Below are 1,216 nucleotides of genomic sequence, written 5' to 3' on the forward strand. Positions count from 1 at the left end.
GGGTCGCATGTGGAGCCGTGAAGGCACGACCGGGGCAGGGGCGTGCCTGCCGGAACGCGATTGTTTTTGCGCATGTTCTGGCGGCGGCCGCTGTTTTTTTCTCGCGCGCTTCTATCAGCTAACGAAGGTGCTGCGTTTTCCCCATCGGAGAGAGCCGCGCCGGGGCCGCCGGCAAGCCCGGCAAGGGGCGCAATATCCGCATCTGTCTGATCGTGGGTGGAAGAGGCGCTTTCGGGTTTGCGCAGAAGGGCCACATAAAATCCCTGGGCCTGGGAGCGTGCGCCGTCCACCCGCAGTGTGCCTTCGCCGCCGGGCAGCTCTTCCCAGACAAAGCCGGGAAACGGCTGAATGTATTCGCGCACAAGCCCCAGATAGTCTTCGGCAAAGCGCACCTGATCTTCATTTTCGGCCACATTGGTGGTGCAGGTGGAAAAAACCATGCGTCCGCCGGGGGCCAGCAGGCGTTCCGCGTGGCGCAGCAGACGGCGCTGCAGGCTTGTGAGGCTGTCGAGCTTGTCTCCCTGCCAGAGCTTGAGCACCTGAGGATTTTTTTCCACGGTTCCCCATCCCGAGCAGGGGGGATCCAGCAGAATGTTTTTCCACGAGCCGGGGCGCAGGGGCAGGGCATCACCGCTGTATGAGCAGGTACCTGTGTGTACAAAGCCGCATTGGTGCAGGTTGGCCCGCAGCGTCGCCAGCCGCGCCTGGGAAGGCTCGTTGCCGAGCACAAAGCCGGTGGGACCCACAAGCTGTGCCAGAAAGCCCGTTTTGCTGCCGGGGCTGGCGCACATATCCAGTACGGCAGTGCCTGCTTCCGGGGCCAGCGCCAGGGGAGGCAGCATGGAAGAGCGATCCTGAATATAGATATAGCCGAAAAAAGCCGCCAGCGAACTGCCCAGCGGGCGAGGTTCCGCCATAAGGCGGCGGCACAGGGGGGAAAATGGCTCGGTTTCAAACTCATAGCCCTGGGCGCGTAGCAGGGCTTCCACCGAGGCGGTGTGCGTGTTTTTGCAGACAATACGAAACGAACGGGCGGCGGTTTTTTGCATGGGCGGCATAGTATGGAGATGTGGTTTCGGCTGCAAGCGGTTTTTATATCTTGTTCCGCGCTGACGGCGACGGTCCCCGTTAGATATTGCGCGGCGCGCCAACTGCGCGTATAGTGGGTGGATGTGGCGGCCGTGCCGGTTTCGCCCATCCGTGCCCGCGTGGGCGC

General features: G+C 62.6%; 1 protein-coding gene. It reads right to left on the reverse strand.

Features of this window, described 5'->3' with window-relative positions; translation table 11 throughout:
- On the reverse strand, window positions 1-1,049 hold a 1,049-nt coding region (locus V6C16_RS13685), incomplete at its 3' end, for an RsmB/NOP family class I SAM-dependent RNA methyltransferase (protein ID WP_442886238.1).
- Between the last annotated feature and the right edge of the window lie 167 nt (window positions 1,050-1,216).

The sequence above is a fragment of the Desulfovibrio sp. 1188_IL3213 genome (genome assembly GCF_036763145.1).
In the GTDB taxonomy this organism is placed as follows: Bacteria; Desulfobacterota; Desulfovibrionia; order Desulfovibrionales; family Desulfovibrionaceae; genus Desulfovibrio.